Origin of the sequence: Falsiruegeria mediterranea M17 (assembly GCF_900302455.1) — a bacterium.
GTDB classification, from domain to species: Bacteria; Pseudomonadota; Alphaproteobacteria; order Rhodobacterales; family Rhodobacteraceae; genus Falsiruegeria; species Falsiruegeria mediterranea.
On sequence record NZ_ONZG01000005.1, the window covers coordinates 125,138 to 142,932 of the forward strand.

General features: G+C 58.6%; 18 protein-coding genes. 8 read left to right on the forward strand and 10 right to left on the reverse strand.

All coding sequences use genetic code 11. From position 1 onward, the window contains the following. Positions 1–310 precede the first annotated feature (310 nt). The 6 genes from TRM7615_RS11290 to TRM7615_RS11315 all read right to left on the reverse strand — a co-directional run bounded on the left by TRM7615_RS11290 (position 311) and on the right by TRM7615_RS11315 (position 5,889). Positions 311–1,615, reverse strand: coding sequence for a branched-chain amino acid ABC transporter permease (locus tag TRM7615_RS11290; protein ID WP_108787520.1), 1,305 nt, complete (start codon positions 1,613–1,615; stop codon positions 311–313). Beyond that, entirely contained in the window at positions 1,612–2,622 is a 1,011-nt protein-coding gene (locus TRM7615_RS11295; RefSeq protein WP_108787522.1) for a branched-chain amino acid ABC transporter permease, read from the reverse strand. Before TRM7615_RS11295 ends, TRM7615_RS11290 begins: the two co-directional genes overlap by 4 nt. Further along, entirely contained in the window at positions 2,622–3,056 is a 435-nt protein-coding gene (locus TRM7615_RS11300; protein WP_108787524.1) for a hypothetical protein, read from the reverse strand. The genes TRM7615_RS11295 and TRM7615_RS11300 overlap by 1 nt, the downstream gene beginning before the upstream one ends. Before the next feature lies 1 nt (position 3,057). Continuing rightward, positions 3,058–3,771, reverse strand: coding sequence for an ABC transporter ATP-binding protein (locus TRM7615_RS11305; RefSeq protein WP_108787526.1), 714 nt, complete (start codon positions 3,769–3,771; stop codon positions 3,058–3,060). Continuing rightward, a complete protein-coding gene (locus tag TRM7615_RS11310; RefSeq protein WP_108787973.1) occupies positions 3,764–4,555 on the reverse strand; it encodes an ABC transporter ATP-binding protein in 792 nt (263 codons plus the stop codon). Before TRM7615_RS11310 ends, TRM7615_RS11305 begins: the two co-directional genes overlap by 8 nt. 137 nt (positions 4,556–4,692) lie before the next feature. Beyond that, the gene (locus TRM7615_RS11315) at positions 4,693–5,889 is read right to left on the reverse strand and encodes an ABC transporter substrate-binding protein (RefSeq protein ID WP_108787528.1); all 1,197 of its coding nucleotides are present in this window, start codon (positions 5,887–5,889) and stop codon (positions 4,693–4,695) included. Positions 5,890–6,058: 169 nt separating this feature from the next. On the opposite strand from TRM7615_RS11315, the gene TRM7615_RS11320 reads away from it, so the two are divergent. Both TRM7615_RS11320 and TRM7615_RS11325 read left to right on the forward strand, forming a co-directional pair. Further along, complete coding sequence (locus TRM7615_RS11320; protein WP_108787975.1) at positions 6,059–7,156, forward strand: PQQ-dependent sugar dehydrogenase; 1,098 nt, start codon at positions 6,059–6,061, stop codon at positions 7,154–7,156. A 23-nt stretch (positions 7,157–7,179) separates the two neighbouring features. Continuing rightward, complete coding sequence (locus TRM7615_RS11325; protein WP_108787530.1) at positions 7,180–7,593, forward strand: hypothetical protein; 414 nt, start codon at positions 7,180–7,182, stop codon at positions 7,591–7,593. Between the two features lie 28 nt (positions 7,594–7,621). On the opposite strand, the gene TRM7615_RS11330 is transcribed toward TRM7615_RS11325, so the two are convergent. Together TRM7615_RS11330 and TRM7615_RS11335 are read right to left on the reverse strand one after the other, a co-directional pair. After that, on the reverse strand, positions 7,622–8,035 hold the full coding sequence (locus tag TRM7615_RS11330; protein ID WP_108787532.1) for a hypothetical protein: 414 nt from the start codon (positions 8,033–8,035) through the stop codon (positions 7,622–7,624). After that, on the reverse strand, positions 8,032–9,036 hold the full coding sequence (locus tag TRM7615_RS11335) for a GlxA family transcriptional regulator (protein WP_108787534.1): 1,005 nt from the start codon (positions 9,034–9,036) through the stop codon (positions 8,032–8,034). The genes TRM7615_RS11330 and TRM7615_RS11335 overlap by 4 nt, the downstream gene beginning before the upstream one ends. A 171-nt stretch (positions 9,037–9,207) precedes the next feature. Between TRM7615_RS11335 and TRM7615_RS11340 the strand changes: the two genes are divergently transcribed. After that, positions 9,208–10,578 (forward strand): class II 3-deoxy-7-phosphoheptulonate synthase, encoded by a 1,371-nt coding sequence (locus tag TRM7615_RS11340; RefSeq protein WP_108787536.1) that lies wholly within the window; start codon positions 9,208–9,210, stop codon positions 10,576–10,578. Positions 10,579–10,635: 57 nt separating this feature from the next. Here the strand turns inward: TRM7615_RS11340 and TRM7615_RS11345 are convergent, their stop codons facing one another. After that, on the reverse strand, positions 10,636–12,357 hold the full coding sequence (locus TRM7615_RS11345) for a calcium-binding protein (RefSeq protein ID WP_125133671.1): 1,722 nt from the start codon (positions 12,355–12,357) through the stop codon (positions 10,636–10,638). Positions 12,358–12,646: 289 nt separating this feature from the next. Next, the gene (locus TRM7615_RS11350) at positions 12,647–13,324 is read right to left on the reverse strand and encodes a PAS domain-containing protein (protein ID WP_235824070.1); all 678 of its coding nucleotides are present in this window, start codon (positions 13,322–13,324) and stop codon (positions 12,647–12,649) included. 283 nt (positions 13,325–13,607) lie between these two features. On the opposite strand from TRM7615_RS11350, the gene TRM7615_RS11355 reads away from it, so the two are divergent. The 5 genes from TRM7615_RS11355 (at position 13,608) to TRM7615_RS11375 (ending at position 17,706) form a co-directional block, all read left to right on the forward strand. Then, positions 13,608–14,486, forward strand: coding sequence for a YicC/YloC family endoribonuclease (locus tag TRM7615_RS11355; RefSeq protein WP_235824071.1), 879 nt, complete (start codon positions 13,608–13,610; stop codon positions 14,484–14,486). Between the two features lie 19 nt (positions 14,487–14,505). Further along, the gene (gene gmk / locus TRM7615_RS11360) at positions 14,506–15,147 is read left to right on the forward strand and encodes a guanylate kinase (RefSeq protein ID WP_108787979.1); all 642 of its coding nucleotides are present in this window, start codon (positions 14,506–14,508) and stop codon (positions 15,145–15,147) included. Continuing rightward, on the forward strand, positions 15,144–15,668 hold the full coding sequence (locus tag TRM7615_RS11365; protein ID WP_108787542.1) for a gamma carbonic anhydrase family protein: 525 nt from the start codon (positions 15,144–15,146) through the stop codon (positions 15,666–15,668). The genes gmk and TRM7615_RS11365 overlap by 4 nt, the downstream gene beginning before the upstream one ends. An 85-nt stretch (positions 15,669–15,753) precedes the next feature. Continuing rightward, positions 15,754–16,800 (forward strand): sensor histidine kinase, encoded by a 1,047-nt coding sequence (locus TRM7615_RS11370; RefSeq protein ID WP_108787544.1) that lies wholly within the window; start codon positions 15,754–15,756, stop codon positions 16,798–16,800. A gap of 66 nt (positions 16,801–16,866) precedes the next feature. After that, positions 16,867–17,706 carry an isocitrate lyase/PEP mutase family protein gene (locus TRM7615_RS11375; RefSeq protein WP_108787546.1) on the forward strand — a complete coding sequence of 280 codons (840 nt, stop codon included), beginning with the start codon at positions 16,867–16,869 and terminating at the stop codon, positions 17,704–17,706. Positions 17,707–17,795 lie beyond the last annotated feature (89 nt).

Sequence of the window (17,795 nt, forward strand, 5' to 3'; positions counted from 1 at the left end):
TGAGTTCGAACTGTCGGGAGCTGGAGGAAAGGGAGCGCTCCCGCCCGTCGGCTGTGCATCAAAGATGCCCGCCTCCCGTTGGGCCAAGCCTCGCTTCGCTCGGCAGTTTGCGATTGTGGCGAAACAGATTCCCCAATCGGGACCGCGCCGAGCCGCAGGCGAGGCGCCCGGCCCAAGGCCGTTGGCGGAGCTGACGCAGTCAGGTCTGTCCGGGGGCGGGAGTGCTTCTGGGGCTGCAAGAGCATTTCAGCAAATCCAAACTGAAAAACGCCGCCTTAACAGGCGGCGTTTTTCGATTGCTTCATTTCGATTACTTTTCAGGGATCAATCCGCGTGGACTGAACCTGAGGACAAGAAGCAGGATCACACCCATGGTCAGCAATCGCATGTGCGCCGCACTGTCCAATAGATGGTCGCGCAAGGCACTGTCTTCGGCCATGCCCGATGTAACCAACTCCATCACCCAAATGCCAAGCGGCTCGACCTGCACCCAGAGGAACCAGATCAGCATCGCCCCCAACACGGCACCAAAGTTGTTGCCGGATCCGCCAACGATCACCATGACCCAGACAAGAAACGTGAACCGCAACGGGTTATACGTGCCAGGTGTCAGCTGACCGTCCAGCGTGGTCATCATCGCACCTGCGATGCCGCAGACGGCGGACCCCAGAACAAAGATCTGCAGGTGACGACGTGTGACGTCCTTACCCATGGCCTCGGCCGCGACCTCGTTGTCGCGAATGGCGCGCATCATCCGACCCCAGGGGCTTTTCAGAGCCATCTGTGCCATCCAGAGCAGGACCAGCAGGACCACCATGAACAACACCGAATAGCCCAGCTTGACGTAAAGCGTCGACGCCATCACCGGGTCCAGCCCCATTCCTGCAGCCCGTTCCACAAAGGCCGGATCGTTTTGCAGGTCGATCTCATAGGGAACCGGACGGGGCAGGCCGATGACGTTTTTCACGCCACGCGCCAGCCAGTCCTCGTTCTTGAGCACGGCGATGATGATCTCGGCGATCCCCAGCGTCGCAATCGCCAGATAGTCCGAGCGCAAACCCAAAGCCGTCTTGCCAATCAACCAGGCCGCACCTGCGGCCAGAAGACCACCTGCGGGCCAGGCCAACAGCACCGGCAGACCAAGGCCACCAATGTTGCCAGCCGCCGCCGGGTTGATCGCTTCGACCGCCGCAACGTTGGGGTCAAAGACGGCACGATAGACGACAAAACCCACCACCAGAACCGCCAGCATGGCAATCGTCCGGGCACGTCCCTTGGCCATCTTTTTCGAAATCATGACCGCAGCCGTCACCGTGGCCGCGCCTAGCAGAAGCGCCAGGATGATACCAAACCCACCGGCGCTCCAAGTCTCAGGGGTGAAGTCCCCGGCGACCAAAACCACGGCCAGACCGCCAAGGGCCACAAAGCCCATGACGCCCACGTTAAAGAGACCGGCAAAGCCCCATTGCAGGTTCACACCAATGGCCATTATGGCCGAGATCAGCCCCATGTTGATGATCAGGATGGCCGAGTTCCAGCTTTGCATGAAACCTGTCGCGATAATCAGCCCGCCGACAATGGCAAAGAGGCCGGTATTTTTAAGCGTCTCGTTCATACCGCTTTCCCCTTGAACAGACCGGTTGGCTTGAACAGCAGCACAATAAGCAGGATCACGAAACTGACCGCGAACTTGTAATCTGTGCTGAGCAGTTGGGCGAGGCCCGAGGGTTCCAGACTTTCAGGCAGCATGTATTTCGCCACCTTCTTCCAGGCATATGTGATCGTCACCTCGGAAAACGCGATGACAAAGCCACCCGCAATCGCCCCCAGCGGGTTGCCCAAACCACCCACGATGGCCGAGGCAAAGATGGGCAGCAGAAGCTGGAAGTAGACAAACGGCTTGAACGATTTGTCGAGTCCATAGAGCACACCCGCCGTTGCCGCCAGTGCGGCCACAATCAGCCACGTGTACATGACCACACGCTCGGGGTTGATGCCCGACAAAAGCGCCAGATCCTCATTGTCCGAGTAGGCCCGCATCGATTTACCCGTGCGGGTGCGGTTGAGAAACCAGAACAGAGCGATCACACAGATCACCGCGACCACAACCGTGATCCCTTGGGTGGTCTTGATCGCCAGACCTTCCTTCAGGCCGGTCATGGTCTTGAAGTCGCGTGCCGAGATGATGAAGCGTTCGCCATCAGCAAAGCGTTGATCACCGGGGCCGATGACGAAGCGCACCAGACCGTTCATGATAAACATGACGCCCATCGAGACGATCACCAGGATCACCGGTTTGGCCTTTTGCTCACGATAGAACTTGTACACCACGCGGTCGGTGAACAACACCAGCAGCATTGTTCCCAGAATGCCAAAGGGCAGGGCAAGCAGGGCGGTCGGTAACGGACCAAAGCTGATCCCGATGCTCTGCATCCACCAGGTCACCAGAACGGTAACCATCGCGCCAAACGCCATGGTGTCCCCATGGGCAAAGTTCGAGAACCGCAAGATGCCATAGATCAGCGTGACCCCAAGCGCACCCAGGGCCAATTGGCTGCCATAGGCGATCGCAGGGACCAGCACAAAGTTGGAAAGCGCCACGAGGGCGTTGAGGAAATCCATTAGTTGCAGCCCCCATGTGAAATCCTGGCGAGAATGATCTCTTCTTGATCTCCCGAGGTGAGTTTTTTCCAGTCAAGCTCGTCTCTCTGTTCGGCAGAGGCTTTGGCGTACTCGAGACTAGCGACTGTGGCGTGATCAGTTCGGATGTACTGCCCATCGTCTAAGACAGTGAGAACACTTTGGGTTCCGGCATCTGACCACACAAAGAGGTTCTTTGAGGCCATTTGGGCTTCAATAAAACCATCCTGCGATGAAACAAAAACTCTTGTTCCATCGATAACCATGACTTCAAAAGAAGAGCCAACATCAACATCGTTATTCACGACCGAAGCAGATTCTTTCAATTCGCATTTGGCCACTTCGATGCCGGCTGTCACCAGTGTAGGACAAGCAAGCAATGACGCAATTAGTGGGCTAAGAAACAGAGATTTCATGTCACCCCCCCAAAAACGATTTGCGGACTTCGGGATCAGCCAGCAGCTCTTTCCCTGTACCGGTATAGGCGTTGCGGCCCTGGACCAGGACGTATCCCTTGTCAGCGATTTCCAGCGCCTGGCGGGCGTTCTGTTCGACCATCAGGATCGGAATGCCGGTGCGGCTGACCTCGATGATGCGGTCGAACAATTCGTCCATGACGATGGGCGAGACGCCCGCGGTGGGTTCGTCCAGCATCAGAACTTTGGGTTGGGTCATCAGCGCGCGCCCCACGGCCACCTGCTGACGCTGACCGCCCGAGAGCTCTCCGGCCGCCTGATGGCGCTTGTCGCGCAGGATCGGGAAGAGGGTATAGACCTGCTCCATCGTGTCCGAGATGTCGTCGGTGCGAATGAACGCACCCATCTCAAGGTTCTCTTCGACCGTCATCGAGGTGAAGATGTTCGAGGTCTGCGGCACAAAGCCCATGCCCTTGACCACGCGGTCCTGCGGGCTGAGCTTGGTGATGTCCTCGCCGTCCAGACGCACCGCGCCCTGACGGACGTCGAGCATGCCAAACACGGCTTTCATTGCTGTTGATTTGCCCGCGCCATTGGGGCCGACGATGACGGCAATCTCGCCGGGGTTCACCGCGATGGTGCACTCGTGCAGGATGTCCGGCCCCTTGCCGTAGCCGCCGGTCATCGTGTCACCGATCAGAAAGGGTTCAGCCATCTGCGTTCTCCAACTGATCCTTGTTCTTCAGACCGGTGCCCAGATAGGCCTCGATCACCTGCTCGTTGGCCTTGATTTCGTCCAGCGAACCTTCGGCCAGAACCTTGCCCTCGGCCATACAGATGACGGGGCCGCAGATCTTGCCGATGAAATCCATGTCGTGCTCGATGACGACGAAGGTGTATCCGCGTTCCTTGTTCAGGCGCAGGATGGTGTCGCCGATGGTCATCAGCAGGGTGCGGTTCACGCCGGCGCCAACCTCGTCCAAAAAAACGATCTTGGCATCGACCATCATGGTTCGGCCTAGTTCCAGAAGTTTCTTTTGGCCGCCCGAGACCTGACCCGCCTTGTGGTCGGCGAGATGCTCGATGGTCAGGAACTCCAGCACCTGATCGGCCTTGGCCCGCAAGGCGCGCTCTTCATCCGCGATGCGTTTGCGACCGAACCAGGTGTTCCACAGCTGCTCGCCCGATTGCGCGCCCGGAACCATCATCAGGTTCTCACGGCACGACATCGAGCTGAACTCATGCGCGATCTGAAACGTCCGCAGCAACCCCTTGTGAAACAGCTCATGCGGCGGCAGGCCGGTGATGTCTTCACCCGCCATGGTTACCTTGCCGCTTGTGGGCGGCAGGACACCTGCGATGACATTGAACAGTGTGGTCTTTCCGGCCCCGTTCGGGCCGATCAGCCCAGTGATGGAGCCCTCGGCGATTTCAAGCGATGCACCATCCACCGCCCGGAATCCGCCAAAGTGCTTATGCACGTCTTCGACGACGATCATGTTTTCCCCCGTCCGCTGTTTTTTGGCGCGGACCCCTTTTTTGTTGGCCTCATCCGATTTTGAGGTGCGGCCTTCTGTCATTGAAACAGCCCGGACACAAGGTCCGGGCTGGTCAATTTTATCAAGTCATTGCCGCATCAGCGGAATTTGACAGTGGTGATTTTGCCGTCCTTGATTTCGTACTGGCGATAGTTACCAGCCGACTCGCCGCCACCGATCAGTTCGACCGCAGTTGCGCCAACATAGTCGACTTCGCCGCCGTCTTTCAGGATCTGCAGCGCCTTGGCCAGTTCACCCGGATAGATCTTTTCGCCCGGTGCGTTGGCCACATCCATCACCTTGCCGGCATAGTCGCCAGGTGCGCTGGAGTTTGCAGCTTGCATGGCCAGCATGATCAGGGCCGCGGCGTCGTAGGATTCACCCACAAACGACGAGGTGCCGTCAAAACCGGCTGCTTCGCCCATTTCGATCATGGTGCCCGCGCCGGCGCTGTCAGTGCCCGGTAGCTGACCGGTTGAACCGTCGATTTCCGAACCAAAGTTCTCTTCCAGCTTGGCTCCGTACATGCCATCGGGGAAGTGGAAGCTGTCAAACGCGCCCGAATCCAGCGCCGCACGCATCACGCCCGAGCCACCCTGGTCGACGTAACCGGCGATCACCAGCTTTTCGCCACCCGCAGCAGCCAATGCGCCAACTTCGGCCGAGTAGTCGGCTTTGCCGTCTTCGTGTGCGGCGGAAATGGTCACGGTGCCGCCTGCGGCTTCAAACGCGCCTTGGAAGCTGTCCGCCAGGCCCTTGCCGTAGTCGTTGTTGGTGTAGGTCAGCGCGACTTCCTTGATGCCCTGTTCCATCAGAACTTCGGTCATCACGACACCCTGACGGGCATCCGACGGTGCGGTGCGGAAGAATAGGCCGTTGTCTTCGGCGGTCGACAGAGCAGGCGAGGTCGCCGATGGCGAGATCATGACCATGCCGTTGGGCAGGGCAACGTTCGACAGGATCGCACCGGTCACGCCGGAGCAGTCACCGCCCACGATGCCGTTCACGCCATCGGATGTGATCAGACGCTCGGCTGCCGCGGTGGCTGCGCCCGAGTCGATGCAGGTCGAGTCTGCGCGGATCGGCGTGACTTTGGCCGCGTCCAGCAGCAGGCCGCTGTCGGTGGCTTCTTTCATCGCCAGTTCGGCGGCAGCCGCCATCGGCGGGGTCAGCGATTCAATCGGGCCGGTAAAGCCGAAGATGATACCCAGTTTGACTTCTTTGGCGTGACCGCCTGCCATTGCAGTGGTTGCCATCAGCGCCGTTGCCGCAGTTGCGGTGAGCAGCTTTTTCATATGGTTAACTCCCTAGTTGGAACGTGATCGTTCTGTGATCGACCCTAGGCAAGCTCTGCAAAAAAGAAAAGTCCTAACGATAACGTGTTTTTGCGTGGCGATCCTGTTTGGTTTCAGTATTTTTTGCACCAAATTGAGAGGTGAGTTCGCCAAAACGGAGGTGCCGGGCATGTGGGTAAGGGTCGCGATTCTGCTGATCATGGGTTTGGCGCAGCCCTCGGTCGCTCAGACGTTGAATACGCGGGCGGGCGCTGTTCAGCTGACCCAGATGATTGGTGGGCTGGACACACCCTGGGCCATCGGGGTGCTGCCAACGGGCGGCTTTCTGATCACCGAACGTGATGGCGATCTGCTTTTTGTCCAAGACGGGCAATCCACCAAAGTTTCGGGCGTGCCCAAGGTCCAAGCCCGTGGACAAGGTGGCTTGCTGGACGTCACAGTCGCGCGCGATTTTGCCCGCTCGCGCGAGATATTCCTGACCTATTCCAAACGGCAGCGGGGTGGTGCTGGCACCGCATTGGCGGTGGCCAAGCTGGACAACAACGGACGCAGGTTGACCAATGTGCGCACGATCTTTGAGGCGGCAACGGGCGGCTCTGGCGGGCGGCATTTTGGCAGCCGCGTGGTCGAGGGGCGCGACGGCACGCTTTTTGTCACCATCGGGGATCGGGGTGATCGGCCATCGGCACAGGACAGATCGAACCACAATGGCACCATCGTGCGCATCAACCGCAATGGCACCGTGCCCGGTGACAACCCCTTTGTCGGGGACGCAGGCATCCGGCCTGAGATCTGGTCCTATGGCCACCGCAACCCGCAAGGCGCAGGCCTGGACGGGCGCGGGCGGCTCTGGACGTCTGAACATGGGGCAAAGGGCGGAGACGAGGTGAACGCGATCCGCAAGGGCGCAAACTATGGATGGCCGGTCATTTCCTATGGCGTTCATTATTCTGGCGGCAAGATCGGCGAGGGGACGTCGAAACCCGGCATGGAGCAGCCCGAACACTATTGGGACCCGTCCATCGCGCCATCGGGCCTGATGGTCTATTCCGGCAAGCTGTGGCCGCAGTGGCGCGGCGACTTGTTCGTGGGTTCGCTCAAGTTCGACTACATCTCGCGGCTTGATGGCGGCAATGTGCGCGAAGTCGAACAGATCAAGGGCCCGCAGACCGAGCGGGTCCGCGACATCGTCGAAGCACCGGACGGGTCGATCTGGTTCATCTCGGTTGGGCAAGGGGCCGTTTACCGAATGACACCTGCGGGGTAGAATACCCTTGGGGAGGTATTTCCATGAAACTCATTTCTTTTGTTCTTACATTTATCTTTGTGCCGTTTGTCGCTTTGGCCGAAGACAGCCGTTTCGACAACTATGACGCCTATGAGCGCTTTATTGACGACAAGATCATGAGCCGCGATTTCATCCCGCTGATCAACAACATGGGGGGCAAGGATGAATACACACCCGAACAGATGCGGGGGGTCAACGCCCAACTTCTGAATGCCATGCCTTTTGATTTCACGGACACCGCGCTGATCAAACGGGTCGATCTGGGCAACGGGTTCAGCCAGGAAATGCGAGCCTATTGGAACAAACGCACCAGCTATGTCTATTTCTACGCGTTTCTGCATCAGACCGAAGACGATCTGATCGTGCTCAAGTTCAATCTGAACACAAACTCGGAAAAGATCTTTGGCAAGTTTTGAGCCGCTTCCGAGCGGTTGTCGATGGGTGTCAGCTGCTGTGGGACCACTCCAGCAGATCGGGAGACCAGTGGTTGCGCCGCACAGTCTGCGAGGTTCCGGTGCAGTCGACTTCTGCGTCGTAGAACCGCCCGCCATTGACCTTGTCGTCATAGACACGCGTTACCACAAGCTTTTGTCCCGCCATCGGGCACAGCAATCGGGTTCCATTGACGCTCAGATCAAATGCCAGAAACACTGTGCCGCTGCTGAACTGTCTCAGAGCATATCGGCTATTTGCGGGTACGCTCAGGGTTTGCCCAACCAATCGGCCCTCTGTCGTCTGGCTTTCGACATCGACGCTGTCTTGACCTAGCAACGCCGCCCCAACAATCGGCGTATAGACTGCAACGCCGCACCCTGACGGCACGGCGAGCAAGGCGGTCAGCAGTAGTCGTCGGATCAAACAGACAAACGCGAAGCCTGCGCTCCGCGCTCTCGATAAGGCGTGGTGTTGTAATGCGCCCGGTAGCATTTGGAAAAATGGCTGGGCGACGCGAAACCACAGGCCAACGCCACATTGATCACGCTCATGTCCGTCTGCATCAGCAGGTTGCGTGCCTTTTGCAGGCGCAGTTCCATGTAATAGCGTTTCGGCGATCTGTTAAGGTAGCGCCGGAACAGGCGCTCCAGCTGCCGGGTCGACATACCCACATCCTTGGCCAGGATCGAGGGGCTGATGGGTTCCTCGATGTTCTTTTCCATCATCTGGATGACCTGGCTCAGCTTTGGGTGACGCACACCGATTCGCGTCGGCGTCGACAGGCGTTGCGTGTCCTGGTCGGTCCGGATCGAAGAATAGATCATCTGATCCGCCACGGCATTTGCCAGCTCTTCGCCGTGATCTTCGGCAATCACCTTGAGCATCAGGTCGATGGAGGAAGTGCCACCTGCGGTGGTCATCCGGTTGCCCTCGTGCAGGAAGACAGATTTCGTCAATTCGACCTCGTCGAACTCTTCGGCAAAGCTGTCGGCGTTTTCCCAATGGATCGTCGCTTTCTTGCCATCTAGCAGACCGGCCTTCGCCATCGTATAAGCCCCGGTGCACAGCCCCGCGATCTTGAGCCCCTTTCGGGCCTCGCGACGCAGCCAATTCAGCACCTTCTTGGTCGTGGAAACCTGCACATCGACGCCGCCGCACAGCAGAATAACGTCATCGCGGGCCAATTCGATCAGGTCGTCGTCCAGCTTGAAGGTGGTTCCCGCAGAACAACTGACGGCATCACCGCCTTCACCCAACAAGATCCAGCTGTAAAGCTCGCGGTTCGACATTCGGTTTGCGATCCGAAGACTGTCGAGCGCCGAAGCGAAGGACAGCATCGAAAACTTGTCCAAAAGGACAAAGACGAACCGTTTTGGTTTGGTCTGATCGGTGTCCACTTCGACAACTTGGCGTTGCTCTTGCATGGCTCAGCATTCCTTATTCGCGGGCGTCGGTGGGTTGGAGAGTTTGGCGACGCTTTAGGCACCATGCTCAGAGCTTAATTACGACGTCAAGAGCCGCAAATCGCATATGGCCTCTCATGCCCGCATTTTGTATAGAGGCCCCCTGAGAATACCTTAGCGGAGATTAGAGCTATGAGTGAGTGGCAAAAACAGAACTGGCGCACCAAACCGCGGGTTCAGATGCCCGACTATACCGATGCCGCGGCCCTGGCCGCAGTCGAGTCACAGCTTTCGAACTATCCGCCGCTAGTGTTTGCAGGAGAGGCCCGGACCCTTAAGCAACAACTGGGTGCTGCTGCGCGCGGCGAGGCCTTTCTGCTGCAGGGTGGCGATTGCGCCGAAAGCTTTGAACAATTCAGCGCGGATGCGATCCGCGACACGTTCAAGGTCATGCTGCAGATGGCGATGGTTCTGACCTATGGCGCCAAGGTTCCGGTGGTCAAAGTGGGCCGCATGGCAGGCCAATTCGCAAAGCCGCGTTCGGCTCCGACTGAAGTTGTGGATGGCGTGGAGCTGCCCAGCTACCGCGGCGACATCATCAACGAACTGGCCTTCACGCCCGAGGCGCGCATTCCCGATCCCAAGAAGATGCTGCAAGCCTACACCCAGGCTGCCGCGACGCTGAACCTGCTCAGGGCTTTTTCGACCGGTGGTTTCGCCGACATGAAGCGTGTGCACTCGTGGACGTTGGGCTTTACCGATGATCAGGAAGTGCAGAAGTATTCCGAGATCGCCAGCCGAATCCAGGACAGCATCGACTTCATGGCAGCCGCCGGCATCAACTCGGACACCATGCACGAGTTCTCGACAGTGGAGTTCTACACCAGCCACGAAAGCCTGCTGCTCGAGTATGAAGAGGCGCTGACCCGTCTTGATTCGACCTCTGGCAACTGGCTGGCTGGGTCCGGTCACATGATCTGGATCGGCGACCGCACTCGTCAGCCTGACGGCGCGCATGTGGAATTCTGCCGGGGCGTGTTGAACCCGATCGGGCTCAAGACCGGGCCGTCAACGACCGCCGAAGACCTCAAGGTGCTGATGGCCAAGCTGAACCCCGAAAACGAAGAGGGTCGCCTGACCCTGATCGCCCGTTTTGGAGCAGGCAACGTGGGCGAGCATCTGCCGCGCCTGATCAAGGCGGTGAAGGAAGAAGGTGCCAATGTCACTTGGGTCTGTGACCCGATGCACGGCAACACCATCAAATCCTCGACCGGCTACAAGACACGGCCGTTTGATTCCGTTCTGCGCGAAGTGCGCGACTTCTTTGGCGTTCACGCCGCTGAAAGCACCATTCCCGGTGGCGTACATTTCGAGATGACCGGCCAGGACGTCACCGAATGCACCGGCGGCATCCGTGCTGTGACCGACGAGGACTTGAGCGATCGCTATCACACCGCCTGTGATCCGCGCCTGAATGCCAGCCAGTCGCTGGAGCTTGCCTTCCTGGTGGCCGAAGAGCTGACCAAGCTGCGTTCGGATCGTGGCGCGCGCGCCGCGGGCTGAAGCTGAGAGATAGTCCAAAAGACAAAGGGCGGAGCTGTTGCTCCGCCCTTTCTTGTTTTAACTGTACTCATCATAGTTGTGATAGACGATCATCTGAACGTTGAGGCTGTCGCGGGCCACAACATTTCCCTCCAGATCCAACCAGGTCTCGTCTCCAACTTCGTCAACGTACAGGAACCCGGCCGAGACATCCGCCGCGTCAGTCTCTTCGAGTCTCAAGGCTTCAATACCGTCCAGGTGAATTGCGCTGGAGCCGTCTTCGGTTTGTACAATCGAAACGCGACCGCGCAAGTCATAGCTGGGACCATGGGGTAAATCCCCTTCGTGGGTGTACGCCCCGTTGGCAAACCAGACATTGACGACTTCGCTCTCTGGCTCGAAGTCGGTGATCACCGCCGCACCCAGATCATCGTCAGGATGCAGAACCGCCCTGAAGGCGTCTGTGCCCGTGCCGCCACTCACCAGATCACCGTTAGCCAGGTACATGTGATCATCGCCGGTACCCCCATCCAGCGTGTCGGCTGCGTCATCCTGGAATTTTCTCGCATCGTCACTGTGATTTCCGTGGAAACCATACGCCTGGCTACCATGGATGATATCGTTGCCTGCGCCGCCAGAAAGCGTTTGCGCCCCATCCCGGCCGAGCAGCGCCTCGTTGCCGGACCCGCCGTTCACCGTGCTCTCACCTGTGGCCCAGACGGTCATACTGCTTGCACTACCCTCGACCACACCGGCGCCATCGACCGCGACGTGCATATGTTCGGCTCCATCAGTCCCCATCACGGTGTCGTTTTCACCGGCGTGAACCACCACATCCCTGGCAGCATCGATCCGAACCAGGTCTGCTGACGCGTCACCAAAGGTGTCGATATAGCCATGGCTTTCAGCGGCCGAGAAGATGATCGTATCGTTGCCCTCGCCACCATAAAGATTGTGCTGGATGACCTCATTGTCGTGCGGCAGGCTCCAATAACGCGGGTCGTCATCCCCGCGGTCCTGCACGATGCTGTCGGGCAGGGCGGTTTCGCCATCGCCCGTGACAATGATTACATCGTTCCCCGCACCGCCATTCACGATAGAGGCGTCTGACAACACCTCAATTCTGTTGTCACCTTCTCCGGCCAGCAGGAATTGATAGGGATCTCCTTGTTCCGGCTCTGTTATCTCAATTTCGCTGTCGTCCGCCATTCGAAGTTCAAAATCGTGCAGCGGCCCCCTAAAGGAGTCATCATCATCGCGGATCTCGGCTTCGAAGACCACCGAACCCCCTGGCAACTCGGTCACGCCAGGAAGGGTGAGCAACAATTCACCATTCCGCGAAACAAGTCCCAACCCGTCTTCATCCGTCAGCGGAACCACGTGAATTTCAGTGTCGAAGTCTTCCAAAACCAGTTGATCCCGTGTGGGATCAAAATCGGTAATCCGGCTGGTCGGGGTTTCATCGTTGAAGCGGTGCGAGACATCCAGGGCAAACCGATCTGCCCCTTCGCCGCCAGTTGCGGTGTTGCCATGCGAAACATCGAAATGATCGTCGCCCGAACCCCCAATCAGGATGTCAGTTTCTTCAGGATTGCCGCTTAGCGTATCATCGCCACTCCCGCCGGTCAGCGTGTCACTCTGGCCTTGGGTTCCGATAAGGGTGAGCGGGTCGTCCTTGGGCAAGGAATCTGTAGGGTCTTCTGGCGCGTCAGGTTCCGCGCGCAGCGGATCATCTTCGTCGAGCATGGCCGTAGTCGCTGCGCCCAAACCCAACACAGATAACAATAACAGTAATTCCAATGGGATCTCCGTCAAAAGTAGCTTTTGCGAATGCGATCATCCCCCCGGTTTGAATCGCATCGCGCATAAGTAATCTCCCCTAAGTTTATCAAAAATGAAATATGATCAATTTCTAATTGTTGTCATTCTTTCTCAAAATTCACATCGAGTTGGCATAGTGCACGGTGTCGTACGCCTGGGATGGAGAGGAAACACTGATCCGCGCCCAATAAAGGGTTTGCAGGGCGCTTTCCCAAATTCCAGCGAGTTCCTTTACCGCTTCTTTTGAGACAACTGCGCCTCAGACAGCTCACACCTCGTCGCGTGAGGCCACCAGGCGTAGATGCGGTGCACCGTCAAAGCTGGCTGGCTCTTCTGCAAGCCCGGGAACTTCTTCGACCACTGCAGGTGGCACCGTGTGTTCGCCGTTCAGGTCGCGCAGCTGGGACCGGGTCACGTCAAAGCTGTGCGAGGTCCGTTTTCCCAATTCCCCTTCGGCGACGAGGACACCCAACGCACGGCTGGTGTCGCCAAAATCGCTCTTGAGCGGCAGCAGGACCATCCGCGCCTCTAGCGGGCTAAGTGCAAAGCGGCGTTCAGCAATCAGATCCAGTTCGGCGACGGCGGGGGTGTCGAACATATGCTCTAGAACGGCACCTACTTCGGCACGCGCCGCACTGGTGAACAGGGCGGTCAAGGGCATGCCGCGCACTTCCATCCCGGTCAGTTCGGTCAGATGCTGACCGGCCAGCCGAAACCGGGCCACGCCCGGCGCGATGCGTTCCAGAATGAAGGCGTAAGGCAGGATGTTTTCCAATCCACGCGGATCAATGGCAGAGCGCAGCGGCACATCATCATCGGTGCGCAGCGCAGACCAATAGGCCTCGGCTTGACGGAGGGGAGACAGGCTGCGTCCACTGCGAAACCGGTCCATCGAAACCACCTTCTCCAATTTGTCACTCAACGTATCACCCAAAAAGCGCCGCATGCCATTGTTCCTTTTCGTGTCGGCTGGGGCGATTTGGACTTCGCACAGCAGCACAACAGGTTACCCAAAAGTTAATCTGGCATGGGTTGAGTCAATTTTGGAGCAAATCTTTAACGAATGGTTAACATCCCCGAAGTTGTTCTTAACAAGCGGGAGATCGCCCTTGTTTTGCGGTCTTGGCGCCCCCGCGCGCGCCGCCAGGTCTTGCCCTGACACCCCCTATGGCATTAGGTGCGACCACGTATAGGGATCGCTGCGAGGTAGAACACGTATGATCAGATCGATGACAGGCTTTGCATCCGCACGCGGAGAACGTGGGCCCCACAGTTGGGCCTGGGAATTGCGCAGCGTGAACTCCAAGGGGTTGGATCTGCGTATCCGGGTTCCGGACTGGCTCGAAGGGCTTGAGGCTGCGCTGCGTGCCGATCTGCCAAAATCGGTCGCGCGTGGAAGCGTGACGGTGTCACTGCGTGTCAGCCGTGCCGAGGAAACCGGCGGGTTGCAGCTGAACTCTGCCGCGTTGGACACCGCATTGGCGGCCCTGTCCGAGATCGAAGACCGCGCGATGCAGCGTGGTGTCACTTTGGCCCCGTCCAAGGCGTCCGACCTGTTGGCCTTGCGCGGCATGCTCGAGGTCAGCACGGGCGACGACGATCCCGCACCGCTTGTTGCGCAAATGAAATCCGAGTTTTCTGACCTGGTTGCAGCATTTCTGCAAATGCGCGGCACCGAAGGGCAGGCGCTGCACAGCATCCTGAACGGTCAGCTGGACACCGTCGAAACCTTGACGGCTCAAGCAGCTGGCTTGGCCGAGGCGCGCACCGCGCAAGTGGCCGAGACACTCAAGACCAATTTGGCGCGCGTGTTGGACAACACCGACGGGGCCGATGCCGACCGCGTGGCACAAGAGTTGGCCCTTATCGCCGTCAAATCGGACGTCACAGAAGAGATCGACCGCCTGAAAGCCCACGTCGCTGCCGCGCGGGATCTGCTGGCACAGAACGGGGCCGTGGGCCGCAAGCTGGATTTCCTGATGCAGGAATTCAACCGCGAAGCCAACACGCTCTGCTCAAAGGCGCAGAACACCGAGCTGACCGCCGTGGGACTGGAGCTGAAAGCCGTGATCGACCAGATGCGCGAGCAGGTTCAAAATGTCGAATAACGAAACGAAAGAGAACACCATGCAAGATCGCCGGGGCCTCTTGATCATTCTGTCGTCCCCTTCGGGGGCCGGTAAATCCACGCTCGCCCGCCGTCTCATGGCCTGGGACGAAAGCCTGAAATTCTCGATCTCAGCCACAACCCGGGCACCGCGTCCGGGCGAGGAACATGGGCGCGAATACTTCTTTCAGACCGAGGATGAATTCAAACAGCAGGTTATGGATGGCGAGATGCTGGAACATGCCCACGTGTTCGGCAATTTCTATGGATCGCCCGCGGGTCCGGTGCGCGACACCATCGTGTCGGGGCAGGACGTGCTCTTTGACGTCGATTGGCAAGGCGAGATCCAGATCCGAAATTCGGATCTGGGCAAGCACGCACTGTCTATTTTCATCCTGCCGCCGTCAATCCGTGAGTTGCGTCGGCGCCTGGAAACGCGGGCGCAGGACAGTGACGACGTGATCAGCAAGCGGATGCTCAAAAGCTGGGACGAGATCAGCCACTGGGGCTATTACGATTATGTCCTGATCAACGATGATCTGGACGACACCGAAGCCAAGCTGAAAACCATTATCGAGGCAGAGCGCATGCGCCGCATCCAGCAGCCCGCGCTGCAACGCCATGTGCGTACTCTGCAAACCGAGTTCGAGGAGCTGTCATGACCATCTATGCCCTGGGCGATCACACGCCGGACATCCACGAAGACACCTGGGTCGCCCCGGACGCCAACCTGATCGGCAAAGTCGTGCTCGAGGCCGGATCGAGCGTCTGGTTCGGCTGCACAATCCGCGCCGATCATGAAGAGATCCGTGTGGGCGAGGGCAGCAACGTGCAGGAGAACTGCGTCATGCACATCGACGCTGGGTTTCCCCTGACCATCGGCAAAAACTGCACCATCGGGCACAAGGTCATGCTGCACGGCTGCACCATTGGCGACAACACCCTGATCGGCATGGGCGCGACCATCCTGAACGGGGCCAAAATCGGTAAGAACTGCCTGATCGGGGCCGGGGCGCTCATCACCGAGAACAAGGAAATTCCCGACAACTCTCTGGTCATGGGCGCGCCAGGTAAGGTCGTGCGCGAGATTGATGAGGCCAACGCGCAACGCATCACCATGAGTGCGCAGCACTACCAAGAGAACATGCGCCGGTTTCGCGACACCATGACGCCCGCGGGTTGAAGGCAAAGCAGGGAAAATGCCGCATAGGTGTTACAGTTGAGATGTAGGGACAGGCAAAGGCCCAATAGATGTTATGAGTAATTTCATGTCAGACGAATTTATCCCTGACTTTGTCGAAGCGATCCCGTTGCCGGCCGTGTTGGTCGATCAATCCGAGCGTCTGATTGGCGCCAACGGCGTGGCGCGTGCGATGTTCGGCCAAAACATCGTCGGCCGCCACTTTGCCACGCTGCTGCGCCAACCGCAGATCATCGAGGCCATCGAGAAGAGCCTGGTTTCCAAAGATCCGACCGAGACCCGGTATCTGTCCAACGACGGTGCGCAAGACACGACATTCATTGTGAATTGCCGCTATGTCCGCGGTGTGGGTGCCGTGCAAGGCGGAGCAGTGGTGGTCAGTTTCACGGATGTGACCCACTTAGAGCAAGCCAATCAGATGCGTCGTGATTTCGTCGCGAATGTCAGCCACGAGCTGCGCACGCCGCTGACCGCACTGATGGGGTTCATCGAAACCTTGCGCGGCCCGGCCAAGGACGACGCAGGTGCCCGCGAACGGTTCTTGGAAATCATGGACGGCGAAGCCAGCCGGATGAACCGGTTGGTGGGCGATCTGCTGTCCCTGAACCGGGTCGAAAGCGAAGAGCGAGTGCGGCCCAAAGAAGAGCTGGACCTGACGGCGCAGATCACCTCGACCATTCATTCAATCCGCCCCTTGGCGCAGGACGCAGGTGTGAGGCTGAACCTCGAAGCGCCCGACGCGCCGGTCTTGGTTATGGGGGATGCCGATCAGCTGCGCCAAGTGTTCACCAACCTGATCGAGAATGCGATCAAATACGGAGGCAGCGGCAGGCGTGTCGACATCAAACTGATCGAGATGGAGCGCGACGTGGCAGTCCGCGGCCCGTCTGCTCGGGTGCAGGTGATTGACCATGGTCCGGGGATCGATCCCGTGCACCTGCCACGCCTGACCGAACGGTTCTACCGCGCCGACAGCCATCGCTCGCGCGAGTTGGGTGGCACCGGCCTGGGCCTGGCCATCGTCAAACACATCGTCAACCGCCACCGCGGGCGGCTGCGCGTAGAAAGCGAACTGGGGCAGGGGACCACCTTTACCGTCATTCTGCCGCGTTAAGTGTGTTGCCATTTTGTTCTTGCGTCAGCAAACTCATGTCATCGGGTTTTGAGTGAGGGCAAAAACATGGACACACAACACAAGTTTCAGACGTTTCAAAAACTCCATGAGGCGCCGGGCGCCTTTGTGGTCGCAAATGCCTGTGATGGGGGTACGGCCCGGCTATTGACCGCCATCGGGTTTCCGGCGCTTGCGACCACCAGTGCGGGATTTGCCTTTTCGCGGGGTCAGGTCGATGGCATCTGCGGATTGAGCCGCGCCGAGATCCTGGACAACGCCCGCGAAATCGTGGCGGCCAGCGATCTGCCCGTCACGGCAGACCTTGAGGATGGGTTTGGCCATGATCCGGCAAACTGTGCCGAGACCATTCGACAAGCCGCCGCTATCGGCTTGGTGGGTGGTTCCATCGAAGATGCCACCGGCAATCCCGACGATCCGATCTTTGAGTTTGAACACGCCGTTGATCGCGTACGCGCGGCGGCCGAGACGTCTCGGGATCTACCATTTTTGCTGACCGCGCGGGCTGAGGGGCATTTGTGGGATCGTCCCGACATGGGCGAAACCATCAGACGGTTGCAGGCCTTTGCCGAAGCCGGGGCCGATGTTCTTTACGCCCCGGGTCTGCCGGACCTGGATGCAATCCGCACCGTTTGTAACGAAGTGAACAAGCCTGTTAACGTTGTCATGGGGCTGAGGCCCCCGTTTTTTTCGGTGCAAGAACTGGCAGATGCCGGGGTTCGCCGGGTCAGTGTAGGTGGATCATTTGCCCGGGCGGCCTTGGGTGCAATCCAGAGCGCAGGCAAGGAAGTCCTTGAAACGGGTACGTTTTCTTACACCGCTCAGGCAATGCCTGGCGCAGAAATTGCTGCGGTGATGGCCTCGGATCAGAAAAACGACCGCAGTTGACGCCATTCTGCACCGCAGAAAAAATCCGTCACAAAACTGCCATTGTCATACAGCTGTTACATACCTGTCACAAAAGCCTCACCAAAGCC

Excerpts from the sequence above, each read along its gene's own strand:
- TRM7615_RS11290 (WP_108787520.1), bottom strand. The coding sequence starts at position 1,615 with ATGAACGAGACGCTTAAAAATACCGGCCTCTTTGCCATTGTCGGCGGG.
- TRM7615_RS11300 (WP_108787524.1), bottom strand. The coding sequence starts at position 3,056 with ATGAAATCTCTGTTTCTTAGCCCACTAATTGCGTCATTGCTTGCTTGT.
- TRM7615_RS11335 (WP_108787534.1), bottom strand. The coding sequence starts at position 9,036 with ATGCAAGAGCAACGCCAAGTTGTCGAAGTGGACACCGATCAGACCAAA.
- TRM7615_RS11295 (WP_108787522.1), bottom strand. The coding sequence starts at position 2,622 with ATGGATTTCCTCAACGCCCTCGTGGCGCTTTCCAACTTTGTGCTGGTC.
- TRM7615_RS11355 (WP_235824071.1), top strand. The coding sequence starts at position 13,608 with ATGACAGGCTTTGCATCCGCACGCGGAGAACGTGGGCCCCACAGTTGG.
- TRM7615_RS11305 (WP_108787526.1), bottom strand. The coding sequence starts at position 3,771 with ATGGCTGAACCCTTTCTGATCGGTGACACGATGACCGGCGGCTACGGC.
- TRM7615_RS11340 (WP_108787536.1), top strand. The coding sequence starts at position 9,208 with ATGAGTGAGTGGCAAAAACAGAACTGGCGCACCAAACCGCGGGTTCAG.
- TRM7615_RS11315 (WP_108787528.1), bottom strand. The coding sequence starts at position 5,889 with ATGAAAAAGCTGCTCACCGCAACTGCGGCAACGGCGCTGATGGCAACC.
- TRM7615_RS11310 (WP_108787973.1), bottom strand. The coding sequence starts at position 4,555 with ATGATCGTCGTCGAAGACGTGCATAAGCACTTTGGCGGATTCCGGGCG.
- TRM7615_RS11370 (WP_108787544.1), top strand. The coding sequence starts at position 15,754 with ATGTCAGACGAATTTATCCCTGACTTTGTCGAAGCGATCCCGTTGCCG.
- TRM7615_RS11375 (WP_108787546.1), top strand. The coding sequence starts at position 16,867 with ATGGACACACAACACAAGTTTCAGACGTTTCAAAAACTCCATGAGGCG.
- TRM7615_RS11320 (WP_108787975.1), top strand. The coding sequence starts at position 6,059 with ATGTGGGTAAGGGTCGCGATTCTGCTGATCATGGGTTTGGCGCAGCCC.
- TRM7615_RS11365 (WP_108787542.1), top strand. The coding sequence starts at position 15,144 with ATGACCATCTATGCCCTGGGCGATCACACGCCGGACATCCACGAAGAC.
- TRM7615_RS11350 (WP_235824070.1), bottom strand. The coding sequence starts at position 13,324 with ATGCGGCGCTTTTTGGGTGATACGTTGAGTGACAAATTGGAGAAGGTG.
- TRM7615_RS11325 (WP_108787530.1), top strand. The coding sequence starts at position 7,180 with ATGAAACTCATTTCTTTTGTTCTTACATTTATCTTTGTGCCGTTTGTC.
- gmk (WP_108787979.1), top strand. The coding sequence starts at position 14,506 with ATGCAAGATCGCCGGGGCCTCTTGATCATTCTGTCGTCCCCTTCGGGG.